This is a genomic window from Gordonia sp. NPDC003422 (genome assembly GCF_053588675.1).
On the sequence record NZ_JBSFQL010000024.1, the window covers coordinates 35,145 to 52,578 of the forward strand.

Sequence of the window (17,434 nt, forward strand, 5' to 3'; positions counted from 1 at the left end):
CGGTGGGTGCGGAGAGTGGTGCGGTCGTCAGCCGAGGCGGACGGTGCCGTCGGGGCTGAGTTGTTCGACCTGCCCGCGACATTCGATCTCGATCGGCGCCTGCGCGCCCGCGGCGGCGGTGACTTGGACTTCTTTGCCGCTGACGCGAAGGCGCAGGCGGTGGCCGCGGTAGAACATGGCGAAGTCCAGTGCGCCAAGGGAATCGGGCCAATGTGGACGGAGGATGAGGCGGTTGCCGCGGGTCTCGAGGCCGGTGAAGCAGCGCTGCAGGAGGTCTATGCTGCCGGCCATCGCGCCCAGGTGGATGCCTTCGGGGGTGGTGCCGCCCTGGATGTCGTTGATGTCCGAACGCAGCACGTCGTCGAAGAACTCCATCGCCTCGGCCCGGTTGCTGCGCGCCAGAATCCAGGAGTGTACGAGCCTACTCAGCGTCGAGCCGTGTGAGGTGCGGGCCATGTAGTAGTTGACGGTTCGTCGGATGTCGTCGTCGGAGAGCTGATAACCCAAGCGTTCGAAAAGATCTCGGACCTCATCGTTGGACAGGACGTAGAACAGCATCAGCGCGTCGGCCTGCTTGGAGACGCGGTATGCGTTGACGTCGTCGTCCTCGGCCTCCAGGACGCGATCGAGCCGAGAGATGTTGCCGTACTTGGCGCGGTAGCCGTCCCAATCCAGTTCCGCCAGCTTCTCGTAGCCCTCGAACTGGCTGATGACGCCGTCGTGGAAGCACACCGTCATCCGCGTGGTGATGTCTTCCCAGCGCGACGTCTCCTGCACGTGCAGACCCAGCTGCTGCGTGAGGTCGGAATGTACCTGCAGCGGAAGTAGAGTGAGCGCCTCCAAGGCGCGTCGCATCACCCACACCGCCATGACGTTGGTGTAGGCGTTGTTGTCGACGCCGTCGTAGGGCTTGTCCGGATAACCGCCGTGGAACTCGTCGGGCCCGATGACGCCGCGGATCGCGTACCGGCGGCTCGCCTCGTCGAGGGTGGCGAGACTGGCGTAGTAGCGGGCGATCTCGACGAGCATCTCGGCGCCGGAATCGACGAGGAATTCGAGATCGCCGGTCACCTGATAGTACTGCCAGACGTTGTAGGCGACCGCGATGCCGATGTGGATCTGGCGGCGACTGGGGTCGGGATTCCAGCGCCCGGAGTCCGGATTCAGGTGCAGCTGTTGGCTTTCCTCACGGCCGTCGCTCCCCGACTGCCACGGGAACATCGCACCCTCGTGCCCGGCCTCGGCCGCGGCGGCTTTCGCCTCTCGCATGCGGAGGTATCGGTAGCGCAACAACGACCGGGTCAGCGCCGGTAGCCGCAGATTCAGCACCGGGAACACCAGCAACTCGTCCCAGAAGATGTGGCCACGGTAGGCCTCACCGTTCAAGCCGCGCGCGGGGACGCCGACGTCGAGATCGGTGGTGTTGGGCGACAACGTCTGCAGGACATGCAACAGATGGAATCGGGCGATGCGCAGCGCGTCTCCTCGACCCTCGAATTCGATGTCGAACCAATCCCACAAGGTGCCCCACCGCAGGACGTGCCCGTCGAGTAGCTCGTCGAATCGCCCCAGCCGGCCCAGCCATCGGGTGGCCTCGTCGGCCGGTTCGGAGATCGCGGGGTCGCGGCTGGTGAATACCGTGACCATCTTCTCCAGCGTGACCGGTTGTCCGTCAACGACATCGACGGAGATGTCGTGCCCGATGCGGTCGCCACCGTCGTTCTCGTGAACCAGTCGATACTCGCCCTCGACGGATTCTTCGCTGCGCCACAGCGTGTTTCGGGCGGCCATTGCGACCCCGACACGTGATTGGTTGGTCTGCACCGACAGCACCGCCGAGTCGTCGGCCACTTCTCTGGCGGCGACCGATTCAAGGTGCGTACTCGCCAGCGCTCGATACCGCGGCACCAGCGAGTTGGTGACCGCTCCGTCGAGCAGCGACCGGAACTCGACGCGGCCCGACCATCCGTGCGGCGTGATCGTCGTCTCGAGTGCACATGCGTGCGGCAGGTGCATGGCGACGAAGCGGCGTTCGCTGACCTCCGTGACCCGACCTTCGTCATCACGGAACCGGAAGTTGCGGTGCAGGATTGCGCGCCGAACATCGAGCGTTTGCCGGTAGTCGAGCAGGTCTGCGGAATCGATGTCGAACCACGCTCCGTCGTCGATCCGGAAGGTGAGCGACAACCAGTTCGGCAGATTCACCATGCTCTCGTTGTCGATGGTGTGGCCGGCGACCTGATCTTCCAAGCGGTTGAAGACACCGGCCGCATAGGTGCCCGGATAATGCGTGTCGCCTGCGCGGGAGTCGGGCGAGGCCGCCCGGGTGGCGAACACCCCGTTGCCGATGGTGCACAACGATTCTCGCAACTGTTCGGCGGCCGGATCGTAGCCGTCGTAGGTCACCGACCACGGACTGTCGGGCGGGGCGTCGATGTCGCGGGCAGCGCCGAGCAGGTCGGCGAGCCGCTCCAGCAATTCGCGCGCATCGTCGGCACCGGCGACGACGAACTGAGCAGCGGTCGGACGGTCGTCGTCCTCCACCCAACGCACCACCACGCTGATCGCCTCCGACGGCAGCGCGTCGAAGGCCGACTCCGCGGCCGGCCCGTCGCCGAGGTAGATCGGCAGAGTGCCCTGGCCTCCGACGACCTCGAGTAGGCGTCGGACGCCAGCGCCCCTATCAGCGGCGTCTCCGGCCGCAGCGTCACCGTCGGGTCCGACGATCTGCGCTCCGTCGCCACCGGCGTACCAGACGCCGTCGACGCCGACGCGATTCCGCAGATCCTCCGCGTCGTGTGCACTGATCACCGCCACCGGACAGAACTGCACCACCCGGACGATCTGCTCGCGCACATCGTCGACGAGCTCGAGATCGGACCGGTCGATGGTGCTGTCGAGGTCCAGGATCAGGACCGGCGCCCCGCGGTGGACTCTTGCGGTCAGTTGGTGGCGGGAGGTCAGCGCCTCGGGCACCTGCGACATCGGGCGGCCCGCCCCGGGCGCGCTCATCGAAACCACTCGGTCTGTGTGTCCATGTCGTCGCTCTCCGCTGATCGACCGTCGCCGGATACGTCGACCATATCGGGTTCTCGGGGCCTGACGAGCGGCTTCTCGGTCGACATTCTCTTCATCCGGGACGAATGGACGGCGCAAGCGTGTCCGATTCGCAAACCCCACCCCACAGGTTGCTCCGCGATGCCAGGATGGATGCGGCGCCTCGACCGGCGCGCACGTCACGAACCAGGAGCACTCAATGCTGAGCACCATGCAAGACACCCCCCTCTCGATCGCCCAGTTGCTCCGGCATGGCAGTACCGTCCACGGCCAGGCCGAAGTGGTGACCTGGCAGGGCACGTCGTCGCGTCGTCAGACTTATGACGAGACCGGACGACGCTGCGCACAGCTCGCACACGCACTGCGCGGACTCGGCGTCACCGGCGACGAACGCGTCGCCACCTTCATGTGGAACAACGCCGAACACCTTGAGGCCTACCTGGCGGTGCCGTCGATGGGTGCGGTGCTGCACACCCTGAACATCCGACTGTTCCCCGAACAGGTGGTCTTTGTGGCCAACCACGCCGAGGACCACGTCATCATCGTCGACCCCTCGCTGCTGCCACTGCTCAACCCGCTGTTGCCGGAGCTGGGCACCGTCAAACACATCATCGTCACCGGTGAGTCCACCGAGGGCGTCGAGGCGCCCGACGGCGTGCAGGTGCACGCCTACGAGACGCTGATCGCCGACCAGCCCACCGAGTTCGACTGGCCCGAGGTCGACGAACGGTCGGCGGCGGCGATGTGTTACACCTCGGGCACCACCGGCGACCCGAAAGGTGTTGCCTACTCCCATCGTTCGATCTACCTGCACTCGATGCAGGTGTGCACCACCGAGGGACCTGCCCTGAAGCAGGGTGATCGGGCGCTGGCGGTGGTGCCGCAATTCCACGCCATGTCGTGGGGTCTGCCGTACGCGGCGTTCATGATCGGCGCGTCGCTCATCATGCCCGACCGGTTCCTGCAGCCCGAACCCCTCGCCGCGCTGATCGCCGCCGAGAAGCCGACGTTTGCCGCGGCGGTGCCGACGATTTGGCAAGGCCTGCACCAATATCTGGAGGCCAACCCGCAGGACATCTCGTGCATGCACGACGTGCTGATCGGCGGTTCCGCGGTCCCGCCGTCGCTCATGCACACCTTCGAGGAGGACCACGAGGTTCAGGTGCTGCACGCGTGGGGCATGACGGAAACCTCGCCGCTCGGTTCAGTCGCCCGACCCCCGGCCGGCACCGAGGGCGAGGAGCGGTGGCGCTACCGCTACACCCAGGGCCGATTCCCCGCGTCGGTGCAGGCACGCCTGGTCGACGACCTCGGCGACGTGGTGCCCAGCGACGGCAAGAGCATCGGCGAGCTCGAAGTTCGCGGACCGTGGATCACCGGCTCGTACTACGGTGTCGACGCGCCGGAGAAGTTCCACGACGGCTGGCTGCGCACCGGCGACGTCGGAACCATCACTCCCGACGGCTATCTCACGCTCACCGACCGCACCAAGGACATCATCAAGTCCGGTGGCGAATGGATCTCGTCTGTCGACCTGGAGAACGCGGTGATGGGTCACCCCGACGTCATCGAGGCCGCCGTCATCGGTGTGCCCGACGCCAAGTGGGACGAACGGCCGCTGGTCGCCGTCGTGCTCAGTGAGGGGTCGGATGCGAAAGTCGAAGACCTGCAGGCGTTCTTGTCCGACAAGGTCGCCAAATGGCAAGTCCCGGAGAACTGGACGGTCATCAACGCGGTGCCCAAGACGAGCGTCGGCAAGTTCGACAAGAAGCGCCTGCGGTCGCAGTACAAGGACGGCGATCTATCGGTGACGCGGCTCTGACGCGCTGCTGGATCTGATGTGCCGACACCCTGTGTCGTCTTGGAGAATCTGTGTGCTGTAGCACCCGGGTGATCGAACTGGACACAGGGTGTTTGGTGTCGCCTAACCTACCGGGGGATCTGGCTGATGGTTGCGCGGGTGAAAGCAAGTGCAACGCGGCAGTTTTCAGCGATGTTCTCGTCATCGCGGTCAAGAGTTGCATCAGTGAACACGAACGCCTTGCCAGAGACCACGATGGTTGCACAGTCGTCAGCACCTAGTGAGAACAGTCCGACTGTTCGCCCGTCGATCACCTGATCGGGGAACCAATTGAAGTCGTTGTTCAATGCCTTGTAGTCGTCCAGACCTTTTGATCGGGATCCTGCCATGTTGCCCACGTGCTGCGATACAGATGACCGACGCGTATTCGCGATCGCCCACCGGCAACCACGCACTGTCTGATGATCCGCCGACGCTGCATCTCGAGCTGAGGCAGGGTCGAGTCCCTGTGAGATCAGAATTGCGTCCGTTGCAGATGTACACGGCTCATACGCAGTGCCGTCATTGTTTGTGCTCCATCGATTTGGGAACACAGTTGTGAATGGCAGCAGCCGGCCAGCATCGTCGGTTTGTCGAATGCTCGGTGTCATTGACGGCTGCCGCGCAACCACTGGTCCTTCACCAACCGCCGTACCATCAACCGCGCAACTCGCGATACCCATGATCGCTAGAGCACCAACAAGACACCACGACGCAAGGTTTCGGGTGTGGAAGATGGTCATGTACGCAGATCCCGGGAGGCGTCTCCGTCGGTCCCGTCGAGCGAGCGTCCCGCTCTACGGCATTCGATGGCAAGTTGTTTCAGTTCTGCCTTCTGACTTACGAGGTCGGATCGCCAGTTGGCAATACCGAACTTCACCTTTGAGTACATCTGCTGACCCTCGGCGCACTCGCCAAAGTAGTTGTTGCGGAGTCCGGCATCCAGCTTGTCAATTGCATCTTGCAACAAGTCCGCAGCGCTTTCCGCGGTTCTCGCGCGCCCGTCCCAGTCTTCCGTCGAGAACCGGACCACACCGCCTTGATCGCCCGCTCGAGACATCAGCGGAGCCAACGGTCCGCCCGGCTTGTCAGCGGGGAAATCGGCGGCCATGTCATCGAGCGTGTAGTCGTCCACGTAACTCCCCCAACCCGGCACCGTCCACGTTCAGCCGCGGAACACTTTCGCTGACATTACAGGCCCAACCAGAAAGCGCACAGGCCTTCATGGCGCCTGTGGACAGCACAGTGTGTCATCCGCCGATGACGCGCTCCTCCGTCAACGCGATCAGCTCCGGCGGGGAAGCACGTGTCATCCGCCTTACCTCCCCTACCACATGCGCAAGTTCACTTCCTCGGCGTGACGATAGTTGCCGACGATGATCCGGGTGACCGCCAGTATTCCGTCCATGTCGTCCCAAGCGGTGTTGGCGCCGTCGACCCACTGCTGGAGCGGATCGGCGAGAGGCCTATCGACGTTGTCGCCCAACGTCTTCGCGGAGAGATCCCGATGGGCGACGATGCTCTCGCCAGGGCGCGCAGCCACACTTCCATCGACTCGATGGCCACGTCAAAGTGGGCGAGCTCGTAGCGTTGGCGTCGGCTCGTGGGGCCGCGGATCGGACGGGCCGGTCACGTCCGGGAGCAGAAGATCTCGTTGGTCGTCGCCGAGCGCGTGGAGACGCTGGATCAGCTCACTCGATGACGCGATCGTGGCGGAGGAATCGGTCTGCCAATCCCAGGCAGCCGGGCCCAGCCAGTAGTTGAGAAGTCCGTCTGCGGCCTTCACCAGCGCGTGAGTGTCCGCTGCGAGGCTTCCGGCAAGGGGCCGACGCCCGGGTTCTCGTATCGGACTGATCTAAACTCACCGCGCATGCGTATCATTCCTGGGTCTGCGCAGCAACCGGTGGTTTCACCGAGCTCGCCTCGACGACACCGAGAGTCGTTCGCCGAGAGCAACCTTGGCTCCTTTGGTGACACGTGCACCCTTGCCGACGATGGTGATCTTCTTCGTGGGTACCGGTCGGGTGCGGGGGTGACCACCTACGGTCGCACCGCTACCGATGACGACGTTCTGATCAAGGATCGACCAGGACACGGTGGCACCGGCCGAGATCTTTGTGTCGCCGAAGACAATCGAATCGCTGACCGTCGCACCCTTCTCGACGATCACTCCAGGTCCGATGACGCTGCGTCGAACGGCGCCGAGGATATGCGCCCCGTTGCTGATCATGCTGTCGACGACCTCCGAACCATCGGCGATGCGGGCAGCAGCGCGTTGGGGTTGATGGGTGAGGATCGGCCACTCGGGATCGTCCAGGTCGATGGTGCCGTCGAGCAGATCGCGATGGGCCTGCATGTACGTCTCCGGCCGGCCCGCGTCGATCCAATAGCCCGACATCTTGTGTGCCACCGTCTTTCCGCGGCGGACGAACCACGGAAGCAGGTGCTCACCGAAGTCACCGAGTCCGGTGTCGGAGTCGTCGTCGGCCTGCACGTGCGTACGCGACACCAGTTCTTCGAGCGCATCAACGAGGAGGTCGGGGCGGTACACGAAGATCTCTGCCGCGATGACCCCCGTCGTGGGTTTGTCTGGCTTGTAATCGAATCCGATGACGGTGCCGTCCCTGCGGGAGCGGACGGTGGCGTGCGCGGCGGCCTCGTCCAGGGGGCAACGGGTGGTCACCACTGTGCATTCCGCCTCGGAAGAGCGGTGGGTCGCCAGGACGTCGTCGTAGTCGAGCGAGTAGACGTGGTCGGCGCTCATCACGATGACCGCTTCCGGTGATCGCCTGCTGATGTGGTCACGGATCCGGTAGAGCAGATCGGCGTTGCCCGTGGCGAATCCGTCTTCGGTCTGCGGTTCGCTCGTCTGCTCGGGCAGCACGAACCGCAGACCGCCACGGGTTCGATCCAGGTCCCACGGCCTACCGCCGGCCACCTGCTCGAGCAGGGAGTGCGCCTCGTACTGCAGGCACAACCACACCTCGTCGATCCCGCTGTTGTGCAGGTTGGACAGCGGAAAGTCGATGAGTTGATAATTCCCGCCGAACGGCAGCGCCGGCTTGGCACGCGAGTCGGTCAGCACCTCCATTCGCGAACCCTTACCGCCGGCCTGCACGATCGCCACCACATCGGATCTGCTCATAGGTCCAGTGTGCTCAATCGGCGGAGGGATGTGTCGGGTTTGTCGGGGTTTGTGGTTTGTGGTTGGTGGCGAGTGATCTCGACACGACGCCTCGCCTAGCGGCTCGGAGTCGGCTCGATCAGCGGGGGTGGCTCGATCAGCGGGGGGTGGCTCGATCAGCGGGGTGGGTCGAGGAGGGCGCGCACGTCGTCGGCGGTGATGGCGGAGCCGAAGAGGTCACCGTCGTCGACGACGGCGCGGAACAGGTCGCGCTTGCGGTCCTGGAGTTCGACCACCTTCTCCTCGATCGTCCCGGCCGACACGAGCCGGTACACGGTGACGGCGCGCGTCTGACCGATGCGGTGGGCGCGGTCGACGGCCTGGGCCTCGGCGGCGGGATTCCACCAGGGGTCGCACACGAAGCAGTAGTCGGCCTCGGTCAGGTTGAGGCCAAAGCCGCCCGCCTTCAATGAGATCAGGAATACCTTGGTTTCTCCGCCGGTGAATCGTTTGATCGCCGCGGCGCGTTGGCGGGCGCTCATGCTGCCATCAAGATAGCTGTGCTCGATGCCGAGTTCGGTCAGCTTCTGCTCGATCAGGCCGAGGAACCCGGTGAAGGAGCTGAACACCAGGGCCGAATGCCCTTCGGCAACAAGCTCCGGCAGTTGTTCGGCCAGGTACTCGATCTTGGCCGACGCCACGTCTACGTGCTTCTCGTCCACCAGCCCGGCGTGCAGACTCAGCTGTCGGAGCATCGTCAACGAGCGGAAGATGGCGAATCGATTCTCGTCGTAGTCGTCGATCAGCTTCAGCACCTTCTGGCGTTCGCGATTCAGGCGCGTCTGATACAGCTTGTCGTGCTTGGGAACAAGATCGATCGAGAGCACCTGTTCCTGCTTGGGCGGCAGGTCGGCGACCACCTGGGTCTTGGTGCGCCGCAACATGACCGGACGAATTCGTCGGCGCAGCACGGCAAGTCGGTCCGGTTCGGAGCCATTCTCGATCGGCTTGGCGAAGTGCTCGGTGAATGCCTTGGGCGACGGGAACAGTCCGGGTGCGGTCAGCGACAACAGGGACCACAACTCCATCAGGTTGTTCTCCATGGGCGTGCCGGTGATGGCGAGTTTCATCTGCGCACCCAGGCGTCGGGCACATTGATGACCCTTGCTGTTGTGGTTCTTGACGAACTGCGCCTCGTCGAAAATTACTGCGGTCCAGTCGATCTTGTCGAGCGCGTCGAAGTCAAGCCGCAGCAAGGCATACGAGGTGACCACGATCCGGCCTCTGGCGAGATACTCTGCGACGTCGACACCCGAGCGCGCACCGGTGGCCGTCATCGCCACCGCACCGATGTCGGGCACAAAGCGCTGCGCCTCGGCCACCCAGTTGCTAATCACACTGGTCGGCGCGATTACCAAGAACGTCGCGTCGGGCCGCTCTTCGACGGCGGATGCGATGAGCGCCAGCGTTTGGACCGTCTTGCCGAGGCCCATGTCATCGGCGAGGATGCCGCCGAGTCCGGTCTCCCTCAGGAAGCGCAGCCAGTCCAGGCCGGCCGCCTGATAGTCACGCAATTCGGCGTGCAGCGTCGCCGGTGGGTCTGCGGGTTCGGGAAGTCGCGCAGATGCGATGCGCTGCAACCGTTCCTGCCAGGTGGCGAGTTGCTCGTCGACGACACCGAGTTCGAGCAACTCTTCCCACAGTGTGACGTTGTACGACGCCTTGCTGACGCGGGTGCCGTCGAGTTCGCCGAGCGCACGCGCCTCTTCGATGAGGTCGGCAAGCTTGCGCAGTTCGGGGGTGTCGAGGCGGAAGTAGGTGCCATCGGGCAGAAGCATGTGCGAGGCCCCGGACGCCACCTCCCGCAGCACGTCCACGAGCGGCACCTGCCGTCCATCGACATCGACGGTGATCGACAGGTCGAGCCAATCATTCTCGGCTGCGGTGTCATTCGTGATGGCGATGCTGGTGCTGTCGGCGGCGCGGAACTCGTCGGAGTCGCTGCCGGTCACCTCCACCTCGATGCCGGCTTCGCGCAGCGCGTCGAGCAGTTCCGCCGTCAAGACGGCGGCTTCCACACGCGTGTACAGGAATCCGCGCGCGAGGACGCGATGACTGAGCACTCCGATCGCCTCGTCCGCCTCAGCCGACACCAATGTGCGCCAATCAGCGGCGTTGAGTTGCGCGTATGCGTGCGCCTGCTCGTACCACGCGCCGCAGTACTCGGCGACGCGCTCCATCCACGGTCGGACCTCGTCGAGGAGCCGGTCTTCGGCGTCGGAGTCGCGGAAGGCGGCGGGGGCGGGTACACCGATCTCGAACTCGCGTCGTCGACCGTTGACGTCGTAGGCGATTCGCCAGTTGACCCGCGAACCCAAGTCGTTCCAGTTGATGTGCAGCAGCGCGCGTGGGCCGTCGACCTCGGGTGGAGCTACAGCGCCGTCGTCGACGATCATGGGGAACTGGCCGGCGAGCGTCGGCAGTAGGTCCGACGCGAACTCTTCGAGATCGGTGTCGGGGATTTGTACTCCGCCGGTCCTGAACAGGGTCTCGAAGGTGTGCCACGCGGGCGAGGGGTCGAGTCGGCCTATGACCATCGTCGTTCCGCGGAACGCGTACAAACCGTGTGCTGGATCGCCGAACAGTGCGGCCCGCGTGCCGTCGAGCCATGCCTCGCCGCCGACCTGGACGCGCGGCTGCACCCAGACACCGCCCTCGTCGCGCAGCACCTGCAGGCCGAGTCGAGACGTGTCGATCAACTCGACGCCCTCGGCATCGAGTGACTTGTGCGCGACGAACGCCACGCCGGCGTCCCGCGCGTCGGCGAGCAGATCCCAGATGTCGGCAGGAGTCGCGGCCAGGATGATGGTGCTGTCGGCGTAGGAGTTGCTGACGGCGCGGTGGATCGCCCGGATCGCCGCGACCTGTGTCTCACCGAACTGTTGGGCCTTAGCGAACTGTTGGGCGCTGTGCAGATCGCTGACCTCTCGCCAGTTGACGCCCGTGCGCACCCATGTACCCCGCTTGCCGATGGTGACGAGCCGCATGATCGGTGACGGCGTGGGTTGCCAGGGCTCGGGTTTGGGAAGCTCGAACTGAATGCCCAAGGGCGCGACCTCCTCAACTCCAGGTGTCGCCGGCCTCGCCAGTTCGGACAGCATCGACCGCCACAATGACGGGAGTTCGTCGAAGGGCAATGCGAGCTCGCCGGTTCCTGACGACTGCGACCGCGCCGCGAGCAACAACGCGACCCCGTGTTTGCACTCGTACCCGACGGGGCAGGTGCAGAGAGTGCCCACGAACGAGATGTAGTCCTCGAAATCGTCGAAGTCGGCGACCACTTGGTAGTACCGCCCACCCGAGCCGGCACATCGCGCCACGGCCTGCAGGCCGTCCCCTGACCACCGTAGGTCGCTGATTCGGCCCTCCGTCGCGTATTTGGTACCCCGCGAGACCGCGCCCGGATCGTAAAGCTCGTAGAGCTCCTCGGTGTCGAAGCGGACAGGAAGGCGCGGCGGCATGCGTAGAGGGTAGGTGAATGCGGGCTCGCTAGATGTCGCCAGTCCCCAGGAAGACGCCGACGACGTCGCTGAACGCCGGCACGATCCCGCTGCTCGGCACGGTGCCGTCGTGGGCCGGTCGTCGAAGCCGCGCATCAAGCTGAGGTCGAGGTTGAACATGCTCGGTCCGTCGTTAGACTCGGCTGGTGGCGCCGACCGATCCGCTGACCTTGGGACAGCGGCTGGTCGCTGTCCTCGAAGGCGGGCAGCGCACGGCGACGTACAAGCTGGCCGTCATGGTCGCGCTGCTCGATCTCGCCGTCGAATCGGTGCCCGACGATCCCGAGGCCGCCGTGTCGATCGACCTCGACGACCTCGCCCACCGCGTGATGGACCTGTACTGGCGGCAACTCCGGCCGCTCGACGGAGAGGTACTGCGGCAGTCCAATGACGGTCGGGGTGTGGTCTTCGCGGCGGTGTCACGGTTGCGCGCGGCGGTCGCGTCGTCGAATCTTCGTGAGACGCCAATCGAGACCGCGGCCACCCGCGCACCTGCGGTTTACGAGACCGAGAAGCTGGTCGTCAAGCGCAATCTGGTGCGCTATCCGCTTCATCTGCTGCAGCGAGTGGGGTCGACACATGAGTGTTTCCTCTACGATGACGCGTGGTTGGGAACCGATTCGCTGCGTCTGATTACCCAGCACGACAACGCAATCGAGCTCTATCCGGGCGTCTGTTTCACGCTGGCGCGACTGGCCCCGCTTGTGAAGCCCGCGTTCCAGCTGGCCTGGGTCGACGATGTGCGGCGGATGAACCGGGCACTGTTCGACGACGAACCCGACCTCGCCCACCACCTGTTCGGCGCCGATCGAGTTGCCCTGCAGAAACCCGGGTTTGTGCTGGGTGACGCATTCGGACGCGAATGTTTCTACTGCGCAGCGCGGTTGGCGAGCGGACAGCACGTCGACCACGTACTGCCATGGTCGCGCGTCGGGCTCGACGGACTGAGCAACCTCGTGCTCGCGTGTTCGTCGTGCAACACCAACAAATCCGACCTGCTGCCCGACCCTGCCCACATCGGACGCGCGCTCGGGCGTGGTCGGGACCGACTCGACGAGTTGGCCGAGTCGATCAACTGGCCATCGCAGTACGATCGCGTCGTGGCCGCGGCCCACGGACTCTATGCCACACAACCGGATACGACGCCGATCTGGCGTGCGACGAAACGGGTCGACCCGCTCTCGCGCGTCGACATCGTGTGGCCGGCGTTGTAGGTCGGCCTTCGCCGGCTGAGACGCGAGCCTCGAAGCCCATGGCGAGTGAAAATCGTCGTGTCACCAGCCCTTCGAGGCTCGTCGCTTGCGCTCCTCGCACCTCAGGGAGCGGAAGCGGCTCGAATCGGGCAGTGGTGGATCAACGTTTGTGGTGCGGGGAATGAGACTACTTCCCCACTGCCGGTGGCCTTTTGCGCGCCGTATTCCCTGCCAGGGTTTGCGGCGTGTCCACCGCCTCTCGACGGTATCCACCATGTCCAGTGCCGTGACGTGGCACCACGCGTTACGACGACCGCTTCTCCACCGCTTTCGCGTCGAAGAGAGACTGGCCGGTCTCTCCGCTACCGCTACCGGCGCGTGAACGCGCGTCGAACCTTGCGGGTTCGGCGTGCGCCCCGATTCCTCCTGGGAGGTCGGGGATTAGGACACTGTCGCGTTGTCGTCGGGAAGAGGCTTTCGCTTTGTGGGATGAGACCACGCTGGACTCGAACCAGCAACCTGCCGATCTGAAATCGACTGCTCTGCCATTTGAGCTAGTTGTCGAACAACTGAGGATGTGCTCTTCCGCGCGGTTCCAATCCTTTTGGGATCAGAATGCCGCACACCCTCGACCTTTCGGATGTCGGTCCTACTCGATCTCTCCTGCCTCTTCGAGGCCGCCACGCCCCGTGTCCGCGATCATGGAATACGCCCTCGACTGACCATCTCGGACTGATATTCCTTCCCTCGCCGCAACATTCGTCGCTACTGAACAACACCCGGCAGGTGTTGGGTCACCGATTGGCTCTCCCGGCTTGCGCCATCAGATCGCTTCGACGTTGCCTCCACCCTGGGGTGAAGGTTCCGGCTCGGAGTGCATGGGGTACCGGGCTTCCCCGGCGACGGATGTCACCCGCCTTTCACCGGGTCACCCCGGCTTATGCGCCATGCCGCTCAAAGATTCACTTGTCAAACAACTTTCGCCTCGAGCTCGACGAGTGGTCGGCGAAAGGCACGAGATGACAGAGTAGGCGGCATTCATGCACAGGGCAAGAGGTTTATCGGTCCAAAATTTGGGCACACACGAAACTCCCATCTACACCGAAGATCTCCTGTGTAAATGGGAGATCTGTGTGCGCCCTCCGCGGGCGCTACACCATCGGGGGGTTCCCATCCAGGGCCAAAGGGCCTACTATCGGTTGTAGTAATAGACGCCGGGCAACCTCGGAGATGAGGCCACATGGCGATATCTGATCGTGCGAAAAGTCAACTGGACGAGGCGGATTCGCGGTATCACCTCGCCGCCGGCATGCGTCGGCAGGTCAACAAGGTCTTCCTGACGCACTGGTCCTTCCTGCTGGGTGAGGTCGCGCTCTACAGCTTCATCATCCTGCTGATCTCCGGCGTCTACCTGACCCTGTTCTTCGACCCGTCGATGAGCGAGGTCATCTACGACGGCGCCTATCAACCGCTCAACGGCGTGATGATGACCAAGGCCTACGAGACCACCCTGAACATCTCCTTCGAGGTGCGCGGCGGCCTGTTCGTCCGGCAGATCCACCACTGGGCCGCGCTGCTGTTCGCCGCGTCGATCATCATCCACATGCTGCGCATCTTCTTCACCGGCGCCTTCCGGCGTCCGCGTGAGGTTAACTGGATCATCGGCTGCTTCCTGCTGATCCTCGCACTCTTCGAGGGCTTCTTCGGCTACTCGCTCCCCGACGACCTGCTCTCGGGCACCGGCCTTCGCGCGCTCACCGCAGGTGCTCTCGGGTTGCCGGTCGTCGGCACCTGGATTCACTGGGCGCTGTTCGGTGGTGACTTCCCTGGCGAGATCATCATCCCGCGCATCTACGTCCTCCACGTGCTGCTGCTTCCGGGCATCATCCTGGCGCTGATCGGCGCGCACCTCGCGCTGGTCTGGTACCAGAAGCACACCCAGTTCCCCGGCCCCGGCCGTACCGAGAAGAACGTTGTCGGCGTGCGCATCATGCCGGTCTTCGCGGCCAAGGGCGGCGCGATGTTCGCCATGGTGACCGGTGTGCTGGCGCTGATGGCGGGCATCTTCCAGATCAACCCGGTGTGGGTGCTCGGACCGTACAACCCGGCGCACGTGTCGGCCGGATCGCAGCCCGACATCTACATGATGTGGACCGACGGACTACTCCGACTGATGCCTGCGTGGGAGTTGTATCTCGGCAAATACACTGTGCCCGCGTCGAATTGGGGCGTGCTGGTGATCGGCGCGGTGTTCATCTCGATGATGATTTACCCATGGATCGAGAAGCGGCTCTCCGGCGACCGCGCGCACCACAACCTTTTGCAGCGTCCGCGTGACGTCCCGGTGCGCACCGGAATCGGTGCGATGGCGGTGTCGTTCTACATCATCCTGACGCTGTCGTGCATGAACGACATCATCGCGCTGAAGTTCCACATCTCGCTGAACGCGACGACGTGGATGGGTCGTATCGGCCTGATCGTGGTGCCGCCGCTGGCGTACTTCATCGCCTACCGCTGGGCGTTGGCGCTGCAGCGCAGCGACCGCGCGGTTCTCGCGCACGGCATCGAGACCGGCCTCATCAGACGCCTGCCGCAGGGTGAGTACATCGAGGTGCACCAGCCCCTCGGCCCGGTCCGTCACGATCCTTCTGGGGATCATGGTCACCCGATCCCACTCCCCTACCAGGGCGTGGCCCTGCCCAAGCGCATGAACAAACTCGGCTCCGCCGGTGCACCCGGTACGGGCTCGATACTCACCGCGGACCCGCCGGACCAGCAGCGACGCAACGTCGCGAATGATCACGCCGAACATGCGTCCGAGTTGGCGGCGCTGCGGGGGTTGAACAGCAGCTCAGACACGAGTTGAGTGGTGGGTATGGCCCTGCTCGTCATCGTCACCATCGCGCTCCTGGCGCTCGCCGGGTGGTCGATGTCTGTGCGACGAGCAGGCGCGCCCCGTCGGGATCCGCAATACTTCCTGCTCAGTGCGCTCGTCAACGACGGTGCGTCGTCCGGGACCGATTGGCGCGCCGAACTGATCGAGGAGAAGCATCGGCTGGAATGGCGGGCAGCTCTGCCCGCGTTGGTTGTCGGAGCCACCGCGACGGCGGGTGCCCTCTACATCGTGCTCGGCAGTCTGCAGCCGACGGAGATCCCCGAACTACGTTGGATCACAGCGGAACTCGCGCTGGTGGCGCTGGCATCGATCGTGGTGGCGGCGGGCTGTATCCGTCATGCGGCGAGCGTCGCGGTGCGGGGGTCGCGGTTCAGCGCGTGAATGTTGTTTCGGACATGGTGATCTCGCCGGATTTCGATACGCGTCGGGCGGTTCCTGAGTAGCGAGCTTGCGAGCGTATCGAAGGGCGCAAGCTGGCGCGACGCTACTCAACCAGCAGGGAGTGGCGGTTCGCCCTAGCGGCGCTTGCGATTTCGGCGTCGGGCGCGCAGCTCGGCGATCGCGGTCTTGAGTCCGCCGGCGTTGGGCATGCTGGCGAAGCGTCGTTCCGAGGCGGTCTCGGGGGCGTCGTCGGAGGTGGCGATGAGGAAGCGGTCGGGCAGGGCGAGTTTGTTGATGGTGCGCAGCGTCTGCAGGTACTGCACCATCAGTGATCCGGTGGTGTAGGGCAGGTCGTACTTGTCGCACAGATCCTTGATGCGCTCGGCGATCTCGGCGTACCGGTTGCTCGGCAGGTCGGGGTAGAGGTGGTGCTCGATCTGGTAACAGAGGTTGCCGCTGAAGAACGCCATCGCGGGGCCGGCCTTGAAATTCGCGGTGCCCAGCATCTGTCGGAGGTACCACTGACCCGGGGTCTCGTTCTCCAGCGATTCGACGGTGAACTTCTCTGCGCCGTCGGGGAAGTGGCCGCAGAAGATGACCACGTAGGCCCACAGGTTGCGTACGAGGTTGGCGGTCAGATTGGCCGACAGGGTGCGTCGAAAGTTGGGACCGGACAGCAGCGGGAAGAGGATGTAGTCCTTGCCGACCTGCTTGGCTGCCTTCTGCAGGAACACCTTGATCTGCGGGATCGCGACCTCTTTGGGCTTGTCGCCCTTGATGACCTCTTTGAGCTCGAGGTCGTGCAGCGCGATACCCCACTCGAAGCTCGCGGCCAACATCATGTTGAACAGCGGCTGGAACAGGCGGCGCGGCTCCCACTCCTCGTCGCGCGTGACGCGCAGGATCTTGTAGCCGACGTCGTGATCCATGCCGACGACGTTGGTGTACTTGTGATGGATGAAGTTGTGCGAGTGCTTCCAGTGCGGAGCCGCACACACCATGTCCCACTCGTAGGTGGTGGAGTGGACCTCGGGATCGTTCATCCAATCCCACTGGCCGTGCATCACGTTGTGGCCGAGCTCCATGTTCTCGATGATCTTCGAGAGCGACAGCGCCGTGGTGCCGAGCAGCCACAGCGACCGCTTGTGACTGCCCAGCAGGGCCAGGCGTCCGACCACTTCGAGCGCACGGTGGGCCAGGATCGTCCGGTGTAGGTAGCGGACATCGCGCTCACCCCGATCCGCTTCGACCTCGCGGCGGAGTGCGTCGAGTTCGGCACCCAACGCCTCCACGTCGGCGTCGGTGAGGTGCGCGTACTCGTTGATGTCAGTGATCGCCATTGGCACCCATTATGCGCGCGTCACACACCCGATCCCAATCTGC

At 64.4% G+C, this 17,434-nt stretch carries 12 protein-coding genes; 4 read left to right on the top strand and 8 right to left on the bottom strand.

The window, feature by feature from the left end; all coding sequences use genetic code 11:
* Positions 1-27: 27 nt before the first annotated feature.
* On the bottom strand, positions 28-3,012 hold the full coding sequence (locus ACWDTF_RS19025) for a glycosyl hydrolase family 65 protein (RefSeq protein ID WP_449754869.1): 2,985 nt from the start codon (positions 3,010-3,012) through the stop codon (positions 28-30).
* 244 nt (positions 3,013-3,256) lie between these two features.
* Here ACWDTF_RS19025 and ACWDTF_RS19030 point away from each other — a divergent pair, with 244 nt between their 5' ends.
* Positions 3,257-4,879 (top strand): long-chain fatty acid--CoA ligase, encoded by a 1,623-nt coding sequence (locus ACWDTF_RS19030; protein WP_449754870.1) that lies wholly within the window; start codon positions 3,257-3,259, stop codon positions 4,877-4,879.
* A gap of 107 nt (positions 4,880-4,986) precedes the next feature.
* Here the strand turns inward: ACWDTF_RS19030 and ACWDTF_RS19035 are convergent, their stop codons facing one another.
* From ACWDTF_RS19035 to ACWDTF_RS19060, 6 genes are all read right to left on the bottom strand, one after another.
* Entirely contained in the window at positions 4,987-5,640 is a 654-nt protein-coding gene (locus ACWDTF_RS19035) for a DUF3558 family protein (protein WP_449754871.1), read from the bottom strand.
* On the bottom strand, positions 5,637-6,032 hold the full coding sequence (locus ACWDTF_RS19040; protein WP_449754872.1) for a hypothetical protein: 396 nt from the start codon (positions 6,030-6,032) through the stop codon (positions 5,637-5,639). The genes ACWDTF_RS19035 and ACWDTF_RS19040 overlap by 4 nt, the downstream gene beginning before the upstream one ends.
* A gap of 192 nt (positions 6,033-6,224) precedes the next feature.
* Entirely contained in the window at positions 6,225-6,440 is a 216-nt protein-coding gene (locus ACWDTF_RS19045) for a hypothetical protein (RefSeq protein WP_449754873.1), read from the bottom strand.
* A gap of 24 nt (positions 6,441-6,464) precedes the next feature.
* Positions 6,465-6,683 carry a hypothetical protein gene (locus ACWDTF_RS19050; RefSeq protein WP_449754874.1) on the bottom strand — a complete coding sequence of 73 codons (219 nt, stop codon included), beginning with the start codon at positions 6,681-6,683 and terminating at the stop codon, positions 6,465-6,467.
* A gap of 123 nt (positions 6,684-6,806) precedes the next feature.
* Entirely contained in the window at positions 6,807-8,042 is a 1,236-nt protein-coding gene (locus tag ACWDTF_RS19055; RefSeq protein ID WP_449754875.1) for a glucose-1-phosphate adenylyltransferase family protein, read from the bottom strand.
* A gap of 155 nt (positions 8,043-8,197) precedes the next feature.
* Entirely contained in the window at positions 8,198-11,542 is a 3,345-nt protein-coding gene (locus ACWDTF_RS19060; protein ID WP_449754876.1) for a DEAD/DEAH box helicase, read from the bottom strand.
* Positions 11,543-11,727: 185 nt separating this feature from the next.
* Here ACWDTF_RS19060 and ACWDTF_RS19065 point away from each other — a divergent pair, with 185 nt between their 5' ends.
* The 3 genes from ACWDTF_RS19065 (at position 11,728) to ACWDTF_RS19075 (ending at position 16,051) form a co-directional block, all read left to right on the top strand.
* Positions 11,728-12,795 (top strand): HNH endonuclease, encoded by a 1,068-nt coding sequence (locus tag ACWDTF_RS19065; RefSeq protein WP_449754877.1) that lies wholly within the window; start codon positions 11,728-11,730, stop codon positions 12,793-12,795.
* A gap of 1,219 nt (positions 12,796-14,014) precedes the next feature.
* Positions 14,015-15,640, top strand: a complete 1,626-nt coding sequence (gene qcrB, locus ACWDTF_RS19070; RefSeq protein WP_449754878.1) for a cytochrome bc1 complex cytochrome b subunit — start codon at positions 14,015-14,017, stop codon at positions 15,638-15,640.
* 9 nt (positions 15,641-15,649) lie between these two features.
* Positions 15,650-16,051: a hypothetical protein gene (locus ACWDTF_RS19075; protein WP_240856756.1), complete on the top strand. Its 402-nt coding sequence runs from the start codon at positions 15,650-15,652 to the stop codon at positions 16,049-16,051.
* Positions 16,052-16,185: 134 nt separating this feature from the next.
* Here the strand turns inward: ACWDTF_RS19075 and ACWDTF_RS19080 are convergent, their stop codons facing one another.
* Positions 16,186-17,391, bottom strand: a complete 1,206-nt coding sequence (locus ACWDTF_RS19080) for a fatty acid desaturase family protein (protein WP_449754879.1) — start codon at positions 17,389-17,391, stop codon at positions 16,186-16,188.
* Between the last annotated feature and the right edge of the window lie 43 nt (positions 17,392-17,434).

Excerpts from the sequence above, each read along its gene's own strand:
- ACWDTF_RS19025 (WP_449754869.1), bottom strand. The coding sequence starts at position 3,012 with ATGAGCGCGCCCGGGGCGGGCCGCCCGATGTCGCAGGTGCCCGAGGCG.
- ACWDTF_RS19030 (WP_449754870.1), top strand. The coding sequence starts at position 3,257 with ATGCTGAGCACCATGCAAGACACCCCCCTCTCGATCGCCCAGTTGCTC.
- ACWDTF_RS19035 (WP_449754871.1), bottom strand. The coding sequence starts at position 5,640 with ATGACCATCTTCCACACCCGAAACCTTGCGTCGTGGTGTCTTGTTGGT.
- ACWDTF_RS19055 (WP_449754875.1), bottom strand. The coding sequence starts at position 8,042 with ATGAGCAGATCCGATGTGGTGGCGATCGTGCAGGCCGGCGGTAAGGGT.
- ACWDTF_RS19060 (WP_449754876.1), bottom strand. The coding sequence starts at position 11,542 with ATGCCGCCGCGCCTTCCTGTCCGCTTCGACACCGAGGAGCTCTACGAG.
- qcrB (WP_449754878.1), top strand. The coding sequence starts at position 14,015 with ATGGCGATATCTGATCGTGCGAAAAGTCAACTGGACGAGGCGGATTCG.
- ACWDTF_RS19075 (WP_240856756.1), top strand. The coding sequence starts at position 15,650 with ATGGCCCTGCTCGTCATCGTCACCATCGCGCTCCTGGCGCTCGCCGGG.
- ACWDTF_RS19080 (WP_449754879.1), bottom strand. The coding sequence starts at position 17,391 with ATGGCGATCACTGACATCAACGAGTACGCGCACCTCACCGACGCCGAC.